The organism is Pseudomonas sp. GD04058, assembly GCF_029836855.1.
GTDB classification, from domain to species: domain Bacteria; phylum Pseudomonadota; class Gammaproteobacteria; order Pseudomonadales; family Pseudomonadaceae; genus Aquipseudomonas; species Aquipseudomonas bharatica.
In genome coordinates this window covers 15,689-28,321 of record NZ_JAOECN010000036.1, presented here as the reverse complement: position 1 = coordinate 28,321, position 12,633 = coordinate 15,689, and the positions used below count along the sequence as shown (strand labels likewise).

10 protein-coding genes are annotated in these 12,633 nt (G+C 65.9%); 3 read left to right on the top strand and 7 right to left on the bottom strand.

The window, feature by feature from the left end; genetic code table 11:
* Positions 1-28: 28 nt before the first annotated feature.
* Positions 29-556, top strand: a complete 528-nt coding sequence (sodC, locus tag N7650_RS22925) for a superoxide dismutase [Cu-Zn] SodC (RefSeq protein WP_279900145.1) — start codon at positions 29-31, stop codon at positions 554-556.
* A gap of 157 nt (positions 557-713) precedes the next feature.
* Here sodC and N7650_RS22920 read toward each other — a convergent pair whose 3' ends face one another.
* The 7 genes from N7650_RS22920 to N7650_RS22890 form a co-directional block, all read right to left on the bottom strand.
* Positions 714-2,318, bottom strand: coding sequence for an ABC transporter ATP-binding protein (locus N7650_RS22920; RefSeq protein ID WP_279900143.1), 1,605 nt, complete (start codon positions 2,316-2,318; stop codon positions 714-716).
* Complete coding sequence (locus N7650_RS22915) at positions 2,315-3,205, bottom strand: ABC transporter permease (protein ID WP_009401264.1); 891 nt, start codon at positions 3,203-3,205, stop codon at positions 2,315-2,317. Before N7650_RS22915 ends, N7650_RS22920 begins: the two co-directional genes overlap by 4 nt.
* Position 3,206: 1 nt before the next feature.
* On the bottom strand, positions 3,207-4,157 hold the full coding sequence (locus N7650_RS22910) for an ABC transporter permease (RefSeq protein WP_064303466.1): 951 nt from the start codon (positions 4,155-4,157) through the stop codon (positions 3,207-3,209).
* Positions 4,154-5,776, bottom strand: a complete 1,623-nt coding sequence (locus N7650_RS22905) for an ABC transporter substrate-binding protein (RefSeq protein ID WP_009401267.1) — start codon at positions 5,774-5,776, stop codon at positions 4,154-4,156. The genes N7650_RS22910 and N7650_RS22905 overlap by 4 nt, the downstream gene beginning before the upstream one ends.
* A gap of 65 nt (positions 5,777-5,841) precedes the next feature.
* Positions 5,842-8,265, bottom strand: a complete 2,424-nt coding sequence (locus N7650_RS22900) for a TonB-dependent receptor (RefSeq protein ID WP_100228116.1) — start codon at positions 8,263-8,265, stop codon at positions 5,842-5,844.
* Between the two features lie 322 nt (positions 8,266-8,587).
* Positions 8,588-10,171 (bottom strand): rhodanese-related sulfurtransferase, encoded by a 1,584-nt coding sequence (locus N7650_RS22895; protein ID WP_279900138.1) that lies wholly within the window; start codon positions 10,169-10,171, stop codon positions 8,588-8,590.
* The gene (locus tag N7650_RS22890; RefSeq protein ID WP_279900136.1) at positions 10,168-10,776 is read right to left on the bottom strand and encodes a cysteine dioxygenase; all 609 of its coding nucleotides are present in this window, start codon (positions 10,774-10,776) and stop codon (positions 10,168-10,170) included. The genes N7650_RS22895 and N7650_RS22890 overlap by 4 nt, the downstream gene beginning before the upstream one ends.
* A 242-nt stretch (positions 10,777-11,018) precedes the next feature.
* On the opposite strand from N7650_RS22890, the gene N7650_RS22885 reads away from it, so the two are divergent.
* The gene (locus N7650_RS22885; RefSeq protein ID WP_064303471.1) at positions 11,019-12,089 is read left to right on the top strand and encodes an LLM class flavin-dependent oxidoreductase; all 1,071 of its coding nucleotides are present in this window, start codon (positions 11,019-11,021) and stop codon (positions 12,087-12,089) included.
* Positions 12,090-12,168: 79 nt separating this feature from the next.
* Complete coding sequence (locus N7650_RS22880; protein WP_009401390.1) at positions 12,169-12,630, top strand: tripartite tricarboxylate transporter TctB family protein; 462 nt, start codon at positions 12,169-12,171, stop codon at positions 12,628-12,630.
* Positions 12,631-12,633 lie beyond the last annotated feature (3 nt).

Sequence of the window (12,633 nt, the reverse complement as noted above, 5' to 3'; positions counted from 1 at the left end):
TTTTTCTGCTAAACGAGGAACGCGCCCGATGAAAAAGTGGATTGCTTTGTCAATAGCCTTGTGTGCCAGTGCCGCAGTGCAGGCTGCCGACTCGATCAAGGTCGAACTCAAGGAAGCCACCGCCCAGGGCGAGGGCAAGAGCGTCGGCTTCGTCACTATCACCGAAAGCCCGTACGGCGCGGTGTTCACCCCTGAACTGAACGGCGTGGCGCCGGGCGTGCATGGTTTCCACGTGCACGCCAACCCCAGCTGCGCGCCGACCGAGGCCGATGGCAAGCCGGTACCGGCCGGTGGCGCCGGTGGCCACTGGGATCCGAAGAACACCGGCAAGCACAGCTTCCCGTGGGATGACGGCGGCCATCTGGGCGACCTGCCGGCTCTGATCGTTACCGCCGACGGCAAGGCTTCGCAGCCGCTGCTGGCGCCGAAGATCAAGAAGCTGGACGAGCTGAAGGGGCATGCGCTGATGATTCATGCCGGTGGGGACAACCACTCGGATCATCCGGCACCGCTGGGTGGCGGGGCGGCTCGGTTTGCTTGTGGGGTGATCAAATAAGCCTGGTGTAGACATGAAGATCCCGGTCATCTGGCCGGGATTTTTTTGGGTTTTGCGGGCCTCATCGCTGGCAAGCCAGCTCCCACAGGTTCAGCAGCGACCCGGACCTTGTGGGAGCTGGCTTGCCAGCGATGAGGCCCTGGAGGACACCAGAACATCAGGCCACTGCCAACCTCCGCCCAGGCACCGCCTCCAGCAATTCCCGGGTATAGCTGGCCTGCGGCTGCTCCAGCACCCGACCTGCCTCCCCTTGCTCCACCACCTGCCCCTGCTTGAGCACTACCACCTGGTGCGCCAGGCTGGCGACCACCGCCAGGTCATGGGACACCAGCACGTAAGCCACGCCCAGTTCCGCCTGCAATTCCCGCAGCAGGTCGAGGATCTGCGCCTGCACCGAGACGTCCAGCGCCGACACCGGCTCGTCGAGCAGCAACAGGTCGGGCTTCAAGGCCAGTGCCCGGGCAATGGCCACGCGCTGGCGCTGGCCGCCGGACAGCTCGCGGGGCAGGCGGTCCAGGTAGCTGGCCGGCAACTGCACCTGCTCCATCAGGCGCCGCGCCGCCTGTTCCAGCTCGCGACCCTTGAGCCGGCCGAAGGACACCAGCGGCTCGACCACGCTTTGGTAGATGCTGAACTTCGGGTCCAGCGCGGCGAACGGATTCTGCTGCACCAGTTGCATGCGCTGGCGCAGCGGCCTGAACGCCTTCCAGCTCAAGCCGCCGATATCCTTCCCGGCAAAACGCACCCGGCCCGAGCTGGGTTGCTCCAGCCCGAGCGCAATCCGCAGGCTGGTGCTCTTGCCCGAACCCGACTCGCCGACGATGGCCAGCGTCTGCCCCGGGTAGACCTCCAGGCTCAAGTCCTGCAGTGCCTGGAAGTGCTGCCCGTGCGGTAGCTGGAAGCGCTTGCCGACCCCTTCGAACTCCAGTAGCGGCTGTGCGCCGAGGGGTGAAACCGACACCGGCCGTGGCGTTTCACCAAAGGCTGGCGCTGCTGCCAGCAGATCGCGGGTGTAGCTGTGGCCGGGCGCTGAAAGCACCTTGCTGGCGACGCCGCTTTCCACCAACTCGCCCTGGCGCATCACCAGCACTCGGTCGGCACGATCCGCCGCCACACCCAGGTCATGGGTGATGATCACCAAGGCGATGCCGCGGGCTTTCACCAGTTGCTCCAGGTGATCGAGGATGCGCTTCTGCACCGTGACATCCAGGGCGCTGGTAGGCTCGTCGGCGATGATCAGCCGGGGCTCGCCGGCCAGGGCGATGGCGATCAGCACGCGCTGACGCATGCCGCCGGACAGTTCATGGGGATACTGGGCCGCGCGTAGGGCCGGGTTGTCGAGCCCTACCTGTTCGAGCAGTTCCAGCACATCCGCATCCAGGCCCGGATAGCGTTTGCCATGGCGCAGGACCAGGCTCTCGGCGATCTGCTTGCCGATGCTCAGGGTCGGGTTGAGGCTGACCATCGGATCCTGCGGCACCAACCCGACCACCCGGCCGCGCAGTTGCTGTTTGCTGCGCTCGCTGGCGTGGCTGATGTCGTGATCGGTAACCTTCAGCACCCCGCCATCGATCCGTGCCGTCGCCGGCAACAGGCCGAGCAGGGCGCTGGCGATGGTGGTCTTGCCCGAACCGGATTCACCGACGATGGCCAGGGTTTCCCCTGGATCCAGATGAAAGCTCACCCCGCGCACCGCCTCGGTAACGCGGCCGGCGCTGTGGTAACTGACCCGCAGGTCCTGCACGTCGATCAGGCGGCTCATCGCTGGATCTCCTCGAAGGTGCGGGCGATATGGTTGAGGCTGAACACCACCAGCACCAGGAACAGCCCCGGCAGCAGCGAGACCCAGGGTGCGGTGATGAGGAAGTGGCGACCGTTGGCGATCAGCGTGCCCCATTCGGCGGCAGGCGGTGCGGCGCCGAAGCCGAGGAAGCTGAGGCCGGCAGTGGCCAGGATCGCCGCGCCGATATCCAGGGTCGCAAGCACCGCCACCGGCCCCCAGGCATTGGGCAGCACATGGCGCAGCAAGGTCCGGCCCCAGCTTGCGCCGCCCAGGCGCGCGGCCTCGACGTAGGGCAGGGTCTTGATCCGCAGCACCTCGGCGCGGGTGGTGCGGGCGAAGCCGGGAATGATGCCGACGCCCACGGCGATTGCCACCGGAATGGTGCCGAAGCCGATCGCGGTGACGATGGCCAGCGCGAGCAGCAGGCCGGGCAGGGCCAGCAGCACATCCACCAGGCGCATGATCAGCGCGTCCACGCGCCCGCCGATAAAGCCCGAGACGATGCCCAGGCCCAGGCCGCTGACCAGCGCCAGCCCGACCGCGAGCAGCGCCGCCTCCACCGACAGGCGCGCGCCATACAGCACCCGCGTGTACAGGTCGCGCCCCAGCTCGTCGGTGCCGAACCAGTGCGCGGCACTCGGTGGCAGCAGTTTGGCCGAGGGCTGCGTGGCGTAGGGATCGACCTGGGTGAACAGGCCGGGCCAGAGCGCGGCCGCCAGGGTAAACAGCACCAGGACCAGGGCCACGACGAAGCCCGGCCGGCGCAGCAGCGGCCCGGCCTGGTCCAGCAAGCGTTGCAGGCGCCGCCGCGGGCGCCACTGGGAGGCCTCGCCGGCCACGGGGATCAGGCGTTGCAATACGGTCATCTCAGCTCACCTTGGGCGCATGGGTAATGCGCGGATCGAGGATGGGGTAGAGCAGGTCCACCAGCAGGTTGACCAGCACGAAGGCGGCAGCGGACACCGTCACCACCGCCAGTACCAGCGGGATGTCCTGGCGCAGCACCGCCTCCTGCACCAGCCGGCCGACGCCGTTGCGGGCGAAGATGGTTTCCACCAGCACGGCACCGGACACGGTGTTGCCCACCTGCAGGCCGATCAGCGTCAGCAGCGGCAGGGCGGCATTGCGCAGGCCGTGGCGGGCCTGTACCTGGGCGCGGCTGAGGCCCTTGGCGTAGGCGGTGACGATGTAGGGCTCGCGCCAGACATCCTGGAAGCCGCGTTGCAGCACCTGGGCGTAGACCGCCGCGCTGGGAATGGCCAGGGTCACCGCCGGCAGTACCAGGCTGTCGAAGCCGGTGCTGCCGGTGGCCGGGAACCAGCCCAGGCCGAAGGCGAAGATCTGGATCAGCAGCAGGCCCATCCAGAACACCGGCACGGAAAAGCCCAGCGCCGGCAGACGCGACAGCGCGGTCTTCAAGGGTTGCCAGCGCACGTAGGCGGCCAGGTACGCCAGGCCCACGCCGCCGATCAGCGACAGGACGATGGCGAACCCGGCCAGGGCCAGGGTTTGCGGCAGGCGTTCGGCGAGGATCGCGGTGACCGGGCGGTTCAGGGTCAGTGACTGGCCAAGGTCGCCTTGCAATACGCCGAGCAGCAGGTTGATGTAGCGCTCCAGCAAGCCCTGGTCCAGCCCGTAATAGGCCTTGGCTTTCGCCAGTTGCTCCGGCGACAGCGCATCGATCTCCATGCCCGAGGCACTGAGCATGATGCTCAGCGGGTCACCCGGCAGCAGGTAGAGGATGAAGTAGGTGATGCTGTACGCCCCCCACAGCACCAGGGCGGCCTGGGCAATGCGGCCGAGCAGGTAGCGGCTCATGGCTTGACCTCGATGTCGTTGAGGAAGGCAAAGCCCTCGGCGCTCCAGCGGAAGTTCTGCACGCGCTTGGAGGTGGCCGCCTGCCACACCCGCTCGTACACCGGGATTGCCGAGCCTTGGTCGATCAGTAGGTCTTGCAGTTGGCCGTAGGCGTCGGCGCGCTGCTGCGGTGCGGTGGCGGTGAGGCCGGCGTCGAACAGGTTCTGCGCCACGGGCAGCACGTTCGGTGCGTAGGTGTTGGTGGCCAGGGTCGAGCTGTTGGCGCTGCGCGGGTCGAGGATGGTCTGCAGGATGATCGGGTCGGCCCGGGTCATGTAGGTGTAGGTCAGGTCATAGTTGCCGGCGGCGTTGTTCGCGGCCCACTCGGCGGTGGTCTGCACCTTGAGCTTGAGTTCGATGCCGAGCTTGCGCAGTTGGTCCTGGATCAGCACGTCGCCGGGGGTTTCCTTGCCGGCCAGGTTGTACAGCAGGACCAGGCGCTTGCCGTCCTTGTAGCGGTAGTTGTCCTGGCCCAGGGTCCAGCCGGCCTCGTCCAGCAGCCGGGCCGCGCCTTGCGGGTCGTAGGCCAGCTTGTCGCCCTGGCTGCGGAAGTACGGGGTGGTCACATCGTAGACGCCGTCCACCACCGGGAAGGCTTCGTTGTAGACGGTGCTGGCGTAGCTCTTGCGGTCGATGGCCTTTTGCAGGGCCAGGCGTACCTTCTGGTCGGCAAGGATGCGGTTGTCGCGGGTATTGGGGTAGAGGTTCCAGGCCGGGCCCGGCAGCGAGCGGCTCTGGATGGTCGCGTCGTTGCGCTGGAACAGCTGCAGGTCGACCTCGGAGAACGGCACCCGCGGCCAGAGGATATCCACCTTGCCCTGCAGGAACAGGCCGTTGCGCACGCTTTCCTCGGGCACATAGCTGACCTCGATGGCCGACAGGTGCGCGTCGCCCTTGTTCTGCACGTTGGCCGAGGCCCAGGCGTAGCCTTCGCGACGGACCAGGCGCAGGCCGCTTTCCGGGGTGTAGTGGTCGATCTTGAACGGGCCGGTGCCGATCACCGCGCCCAGTGAGCGTTCCTTGGCGGTCTTGCGGTACGACTCGGGGGCCAGGATCGACAGGTTGGTGGTGGAAGTGGCCTGGAGGAAGCCCGCGTTGGGTTTGCTCAGCACCAGCTTGATGCTGTGCGGGTCGAGGATCTCGGCGTGGTCGTAGCCGGCCAGGTAGGTGGCGCCGAAGGTGCTCGGCAGTTCGGCGGCGAAGGCCTTGTTGCTGTCGAAGGCGGTCTTGACCGCCTGTGCGTCGAATGCCTCGCCGTTGCTGAAAGTCACGCCTTTGCGCAGGTAGAAGGTGTATTCCCGGGCATCCGGGCTGATCTCCCAGCGCTCGGCCAGCCACGGAATGATCTGCCCGGTCTGCGGGTCTTGGTCGGTCAGGGCCTCGACCACGTTGCGCAGCACCACCCGGTGCTCCAGCCAGTAGACCTGGAACGGATCGATGCTGACCAGTTGGGTGTTGTCGTTGAAAAAGGCGATCTTCAGGGTGCTCGCCGCCTTGGCGTCCGGTTGCGAAGGCGAGCAGCCGGACAGTCCCAGGGCAAGCAGGATGGCCGCGCTGGCCAGGGTTCGTTGCAGTCTCATGGGCGATTCCTCGTTCCGTTGTCGGAGCAGGGCCGCGCCGCATCCCGGCGGCGCGGCCGGGTGGGTCAGAAGTCGTAGGCGATCTTGCTGTACCAATAGCCACCACCAGGGTGGAATGGCGGGTTGCCGTAGGGCGCCAGGCCAAGCGGGCTGTACACCGCATGCTTGTCCGGGCGCACGTCGAACAGGTTGGTGGCACCGATGCTGACGGTCAGTTGGTCGAAGAAGGTGTAGGCCACGTCCAGGTCGGTGATCCACTTGGCGCCGAAGCTGCGATCGCCGCTGGGGTTGACCGCAAGGGTCTTGACGCTGCCGTAGCGGGTGGTCTGCAGGTTGACCGCAAGGTTGTCGACCTTCCAGTTGGCGCCGAGGATCCACTTGGTTTCCGGGCTGGCCACGGTCAGGTCGCCCTCGCGGTCGCGGCCCACCAGGGTTACCCCGGAGCCGGCCAGCGACGTCGGTGTGTCGCGCACGTCCTCGATGCTGGTCTTGTTCCAGTTGAACGCCAGGCTCCAGCGCACGTCGCCCCAGGCGCCGAAGTCGGTGCTGTGGTCGGCGACGATGTCCAGGCCCTTGGTACGGGTGTCGTAGGCGTTGGTGTAGTAGTTGACCCAGGTGCCCGGGGCCACGCCCTGGCTTTGCAGGATCGAGGTGATCACGCCGTTGCCCTGGTCGTAGATGTTGCTGGTCAGGGTGATGCGGTCGTCGATGTCGATCAGGTAGGCGTCGGCGGTGATGCTGGTGCGCGGTGCCGGTTGCCAGGTCACGCCCAGGCCGAGGTTGCGCGATTTCTCCGGCTTGAGCTTGTCACCGCCGAGGGCGGCGGCCAGGCTGCTGTCGGACGGGGTCAGGCGGGTCACTGCCGGAACTACGTTGCCATTGACGTCGGTGGCGACGCGGTTGTCGGCCACGGTGTAGCCGATCTGGGTCAGGGACGGCGCGCGGAAGCCGGTACCCACGGTGCCACGCACGGCCCATTGGTCGGTCAGCTCGTAGCGCGAGTTGAGCTTGAGGCCGAAGGTATTGCCGGAATCGTCGTCGTAGTGCTCGACGCGCCCGGCGAGGTCGAGGAACCAGCGCTCGGTGAGGTCGAAGCCCAGGTCAAGGTAGGCCGCGTAGTTGTTGCGGATCAGGCTGACTTCGTCTTCCGGGCGCAGGGTCACGGCGGCCTGGGCCCCGGAGGCGGCGGGGTAGCTGCCGGTGATGTATGCCTCGGGGTCGCCGGCGAAGGTGCTGAAGCGCTCCCAGCGGTGTTCCAGGCCGGCCGACACCTGCACCGGCGAGGTCAGGCCGAACAGGCTGTCGTAGCGCCGGGTCAGGTCGAAGTTGTTGACCCACTGTTCGAAGCGGAAGGTCGCCAGGTTGTCGAAGCTGGTCGGGCTGGCGGTGCCCAGGGACGGGTTGATGTTGAAGTCGCTGGAGTGGTGGATATTGTTGCGCCCGTAGGTGGTGCTCAGGTCCCAGTGCCAGTCGGCGCGTTCGCCCTTGCCGCCGAAGAGGAACTGGTAGTCGCGGTCCTTGATGTTGTTCAGCGGGTAGTAGCCGTCGGGGAACAGCTCGGGCACCGCGGCGGTGCCGGTGGGCAGGCGGAAGTAGTTGTAGGCCTCGGCATCGCGTTCGCCGTAGGTGGCGTAGGAGTACAGGGTCAGGGCGTCCAGCGGCAGTTCGGCGTTGTAGGCGAGGTTGAAGGCCTTGATCTCGGGGTCACCGTTCTTGATCGCAACGCGGTCCCAGGCTGCTTCCTTCACCGGGTCGCGGAAGGCCCTCACGCTACTGTCGGCCTTGCCGTTCCAGGCGGCATCGCCGCGTTTGCGCGCATCGGCGGAGAGGTGCAGGAAGCCGCTTTCACCCAGCTTGAAGCCCTGGTCTCCGGCGACCTTGATGGTTTCGCCCTGGCCGGAGTAGAGCTTGCCGTAGCTGCTCTCGACATGCCCGCCGGAGGCGCTGGTCTTGAGGATGATGTTGATCACCCCGGCCACTGCATCGGAGCCGTACTGGGCGGCGGCGCTGTCCTTGAGCACTTCGATGTGGTCCACGGCGCTGACCGGGATCAGGTCGATATCCACCGCGTTGGCGCCGCTGTTGTCGATGTTGCCGCGCTGGCCCACCGCGCCGTTGTGCCGACGCTTGCCGTTGACCAGCACCAGGGTGTAGGCCGGGCCCAGGCTGCGGTTGCTCAGGGGTCGGGTCACCGAGTTGTAGCCGGCGATGTTGGTGCCGAAGTTGAATGACGGCAGCAGGCGTGAGATGGCTTCGGAGAGTTCGGCGCGACCGGTCCTGAGCAGTTGCTCGCTGTTGATCACATCGATCGGCGCCGGGCTGTCGGCCACCGTGCGTTCCTGGCCGCGAATGCCGGTGGAGATTACGGTCACGGTGTCCAGGTGGGTATCGTTGCTGGCGGCCACGACCTGGGGCGCGAGTCCGGCCAGGAGCAGGGCGGTGGTCAGGGCGCTGAAGGGGAAATGCTTGGGCATGCGGGCTTGGTCCATCGAAGCTGGCACTGGCCCTGGGTGTGGGTGCAGGTGGATCGCCTGGGGTGTTTTGAAGGAATGACGAGATCGTCTGGGGTTGATCTTATTTTTATAAGAAATTGATTGGAAATTCTTTTTTGGAATATAAATATTATTCTTTTTTTGAATTATAAATAATCATAAATATGCAAAAAATGATTATTAATGAGTTGCAAAAAACCCTGTGGGAGCTGGCTTGCCAGCGATGAGGCCAGTAAGAACACCGTTGTTCTCTAGGGCCCTATCGCTGGCAAGCCAGCTCCCACAGGGATTGTTGTCAGGGGGTTGGATAGGTGGTGTGTCAGATCACGAAGAACCCATGGGTCCCATCCCGTCCCAGCTGCTCCACCAGGCCGAACTCCCAGTCCAGGTACCCCTGCATCGCCTCGCGCGGGTTATCCGTGCCTTCATAGGGCCGGCGATAACGGTCGCTGCGCGGTACCGCCAGGCTGGTTTCGCCATGCTCCAGCGGTCGGCCTTCGGCGATCCAGCGTCCGGTGCCGCCTTCGAGCAGGAATACCGGCTTGCGCGTCAGCGCCTGCAGGTCCACGGCGGCGAAGCGCGCCAGCAGGCTGCTGCCGCAGGTCACCACGTAGCGCTCGGCCACCGGCAGTTTTTCCAGGGCCTGGGCCAGTTGTGCACGAATCGCCCAATGCGCGCCGGGGATATGCCGCTGTACATAGTTGGCGCTGGTGGTGAAATCCAGCAGTACGGTGTCGCCAGCGTCCAGCCATTGCTGCAATTCACCGCCCTGGATCGACGGTGGCTGCGGCAGTTCCGGCAGTGGCGCCTGCCAGTCGCCGGTCTCGCTGAAATCGCTCTTGCGCAGACCGTCCAGTACCGCCACCTCCCAGCCCATCTGGGCCAGCCAGGAAGCGCTCATGTTGGCGCGCACGCCATCGTCGTCCACCAGCACGATACGCGCGCCGCGTACGCTGGCGTTGTGGTCGGTTTCCTGGACCAGTTGCCCGCCCGGCGTTGAACGGCTGCCGGGCAGGTGGCCGCGAGCGTATTCCTCGGGGGTGCGCACGTCGAACAGGTAGGTGGTGCGATGAGCCTCTGCCTGCCATGCCGCCAGGGTGTCCCTGGAAATGCGTGCCACCCCGGCCTTGTCCGCTACCGCACGGGCCCGGCGTGCGGCGCTGGCGCGCGTCTCGTCGCCGACCTCGGCGAAGCGTTGCGATTGGCCATGGGCCAGTTGCTGCCCGGCCAGGGTCCAGCCAATGGTGCCGTTGCGCAAGGCCGAGACCGGGTTGGGAATGCCGGCGTTGACCAGCGACTGGGTGCCGATGATGCTGCGGGTACGGCCGGCGCAGTTGACGATGACCCGGGTGTTCGGATCCGGCGCCAGTTCGGCCACGCGCAACACCAGTTCCGCCCCCGGCACGCTGATGCCACCGGGAATGCTCATGGTCTGGTATTCATCGAAACGGCGGGCATCGAGCACCACCACATCGGCCTGTTCATCGAGCAGTTGCTGGACCTCTTCGGCGGCCAGCGACGGCGTGTGACGCTTGGCTTCCACCAGCTCGCCAAAGGCCTTGCTCGGCACATTGACGTCGCGAAACAGCTCGCCGCCGGCCTCGCGCCAGCCTGCCAGGCCGCCTTCGAGCAGGGCCACGTCGCTGTAGCCCAGCTCGCGCAGGCGTTCGGCGGCCAGCGCGGCAAGGCCTTCGCCATCGTCGTAGACTGTCACCTGGGTATCGCGGCGCGGCACCCGGGCATAGATCTCGATTTCCAGTTTCGACAGGGGAATATTGGCCGCGAAAAGCGGGTGCTCCAGGGCGAAGGGCGCTTCCTCGCGCACATCGATCAGGGCCAGTTCGTCCTTGGCCAGCAGGTGCTGGCGCAGCTCGGCGTAGGAGCGGGTAGTCGCGGTGCTCATGGGGCAGGGTTCTCTTTGGACAGGTCCCAGATATTGGGCAGGCGGGTGTTGGAATAACCGGAGATAAAGGGTTTCTCGCTGCCGTCGGCGAGGTACACGGCACGTTTTACCGCGCCGATGTTGGCGCCATACACGTGGATGCTGATGGATACCTGGTCGTCGTGGGCATTGCGCACTTCATGGATATCGCCAATACGCGGCGACACCGCTTCGACCTGCCCGGGCTCCAGGCGCACGGCGTCGCCCGCCGGAATCAGCGCGCCGCTTTCGGTGCGGGCGAAGCCCTGGGAATACTCGGCGCCGCGCAGCATGCCGATCAGGCCCCAGATCCGGTGATCGTGGATCGGCGTGCGCTGCCCCGGGCCCCAGACGAAACTCACCACCGAAAAGCGCTGGCGTGAATCGGCGTGCAGGAGGAACTGCTGATAACGCTCGGGGCTGGGTTGGGCCAGCTCCGGGGGCAGCCAGTCATCATGGGCTACCAATTGCTGCAACAGGTTCTGCCCGCGATCGAGGATGGCGGCTTCTTCGTGTTCCTGCTCCAGCAGTTCGGCCAGGTCGCCGATGAACCGGCGCAGGCGGTCGAGACGTAGGGGATGGGTCATTTTTCAAGGCTCAGGCTGCGGTTTCAAGGAACCCTAGCAACGGCAGGATCATTCTCAAAATTCGAATTCCGCATAAGCTAATATGCGAAACAAGAATTTTAAAGATAAAAGATTATTCTTTATTTTTTGAATTAGCTTATGCCGTAAAAGAATTTCACAGCGGACGGTGCGACCGTTAGCTTATAAGCGATCGTTTTGAACATCCCCGTTCCTATAACCGTCCGCCTTCAGGGAGATCCAGCATGAGCGTGCAATTCATCGGCATGATCGGCCATCGGCTGTCATCGGAAACCATCGACGCCAGCGGCCCGATCTTCGACAAGGCGTACATCACCCGTTTCGCCCAGGTGCATGAAGAGGCGGGTTTCGACCGTGTCCTGGTGGGCTATTGGTCCGATCAGCCGGACGGCTTCCTGGTCACCGCCCTGGCCGGGCTGGCGACGTCCAGGATCCACTTCCTGCTTGCCCACCGCCCGGGCTTCGTCGCCCCGACCCTGGCCGCACGCAAGCTGGCGACCCTTGAGCACCTGCTCGACGGGCGCCTGGCCCTGCATGTGATCAGCGGCGGCAACGACGTCGAGCAGCGCAAGGACGGCGACTACCTCGAGCACGACCAGCGCTACGCCCGCACCGACGAGTTCCTCGAGGTGGTGCGCAAGGTCTGGACCGAGGAACGTCCATTCGACCACGCGGGTACCTATTACCAGGCAGAAAAAGCCTTCTCGGCGATCAAGCCCCTGCAGAAACCCCACTTGCCGGTGTATTTCGGCGGTTCTTCGGCGGCCGCGCTGCAGGTCGCCGGCAAGCATGCCGATGTCTTCGCCCTGTGGGGCGAATCGCTGGAGCAGACCCGCGAGACCATCGCCGCGGTGCGTGCCGAGGCGGCTCGCCACGGTCGCGAGATCGAGTTCAGCGTGTCGTTCCGGCCGATCATCGCCGCCACCGAGGAGGCCGCCTGGGCCAAGGCCGAAAGCATTCTTGGCACGGCGCGCCAGCGTATCGAGCGCTCCGGCCCGGTGATCGCCAACAAGCCGCAGAGCGTCGGCGCCCAGCGCCTGCTCGACACCGTGGCCAAGGGCGAGCGGGTCGATGAACGGCTGTGGACCGGGATCGCCGGGCTGGTCGGCGGCGGGCACAACTCCACCGCGCTGGTGGGCACCCCCGAACAGGTGGCCGATGCCTTGCTGGCCTACTACGACCTGGGCGTGAAAACCTTCCTGATCCGTGGCTTCGACCCGGTGGTCGATGCCGAGGACTATGGCCGCGAATTGCTGCCGCTGACCCGGGCCAAGGTCGCTGCCCGACTGGCCTGATCCATTCCATTCAGCCCCCACGAGACCGCACGCGCGGATCGTCAACCACAGTGCCGGACACTGGCACCTGGAGAGCCCCGTGCGTACCCGACTGATTCCCGATGCCCGCGAATTGCTGGCCGGCCTGCTGTTTCTCGGCTTCGGCCTGGCCGGCCTGTTGATCGGCCGCGACTACGCCAGCGGCACTGCCATGCGCATGGGCGCCGGTTACTTCCCCTGGTTGGTCAGCCTGGCGCTGTGTGTGCTGGGGGCGGTCCTGCTGGTACGCGGCCTGGCGTCGTCGCGGGAAAGGGTGGCGCTGGGCGAGCTGTTCCAGGCCCGGCCCGGGCTGTCCATAGGCGGCAGCGTGGTGGCCTTCGCCCTGTTGCTGCCAAGCCTGGGCCTGGCCCTGTCAACCTTGCTCATGACCCTGCTCAGCGGCCTGGCCCGGCGCCGCGCCCACCTTGGCGAACTGACCGTGCTCGGTTGCGTGCTGGGGCTGTTCAGCGTGGCGGTGTTTGCCTGGGGCCTGGGCCTCAACCTGCCGGCCTGGCCGGTCTGAGGG

Excerpts from the sequence above, each read along its gene's own strand:
- sodC (WP_279900145.1), top strand. The coding sequence starts at position 29 with ATGAAAAAGTGGATTGCTTTGTCAATAGCCTTGTGTGCCAGTGCCGCA.
- N7650_RS22920 (WP_279900143.1), bottom strand. The coding sequence starts at position 2,318 with ATGAGCCGCCTGATCGACGTGCAGGACCTGCGGGTCAGTTACCACAGC.
- N7650_RS22915 (WP_009401264.1), bottom strand. The coding sequence starts at position 3,205 with ATGACCGTATTGCAACGCCTGATCCCCGTGGCCGGCGAGGCCTCCCAG.
- N7650_RS22910 (WP_064303466.1), bottom strand. The coding sequence starts at position 4,157 with ATGAGCCGCTACCTGCTCGGCCGCATTGCCCAGGCCGCCCTGGTGCTG.
- N7650_RS22905 (WP_009401267.1), bottom strand. The coding sequence starts at position 5,776 with ATGAGACTGCAACGAACCCTGGCCAGCGCGGCCATCCTGCTTGCCCTG.
- N7650_RS22900 (WP_100228116.1), bottom strand. The coding sequence starts at position 8,265 with ATGGACCAAGCCCGCATGCCCAAGCATTTCCCCTTCAGCGCCCTGACC.
- N7650_RS22895 (WP_279900138.1), bottom strand. The coding sequence starts at position 10,171 with ATGAGCACCGCGACTACCCGCTCCTACGCCGAGCTGCGCCAGCACCTG.
- N7650_RS22890 (WP_279900136.1), bottom strand. The coding sequence starts at position 10,776 with ATGACCCATCCCCTACGTCTCGACCGCCTGCGCCGGTTCATCGGCGAC.
- N7650_RS22885 (WP_064303471.1), top strand. The coding sequence starts at position 11,019 with ATGAGCGTGCAATTCATCGGCATGATCGGCCATCGGCTGTCATCGGAA.